This window comes from Pseudomonas sp. SIMBA_067, assembly GCF_046534675.1.
GTDB lineage: Bacteria > Pseudomonadota > Gammaproteobacteria > Pseudomonadales > Pseudomonadaceae > Aquipseudomonas > Aquipseudomonas putida.
Genome location: NZ_JAWRYH010000750.1, coordinates 1 through 258 on the forward strand (window position 1 = coordinate 1; position 258 = coordinate 258).

1 protein-coding gene is annotated in these 258 nt (G+C 42.2%); it reads left to right on the forward strand.

Annotated elements, in window-relative coordinates:
• The coding region (locus tag SB765_RS31175) for a hydroxyacylglutathione hydrolase C-terminal domain-containing protein (protein WP_410932699.1) at window positions 1–211 on the forward strand (211 nt) is incomplete at its 5' end.
• Window positions 212–258: the final 47 nt, after the last annotated feature.

The window sequence follows — 258 nt, forward strand, 5'->3', positions numbered from 1 at the left end:
CCCACAAATAACGGCCGAATATCAGAAAATTAAGGACTTACGCGCTGAAAATGGCATTAGTTTGCCCACAAAACTGGCGCACGAACGGACAATAAATTTATTTCTTCGCACGCAAGACGTTGATTTACAAAGGGCATTAAACGTTAACGTTACTGATGAACCCGTATGGCGTTCATTTGCCGTTCTACGCGAGAAGAAAGACGCTTTTTGATTTTTCTGGTTGTGTTGTGAAAAGTCGTCACGTATAGTTGCTCGTCT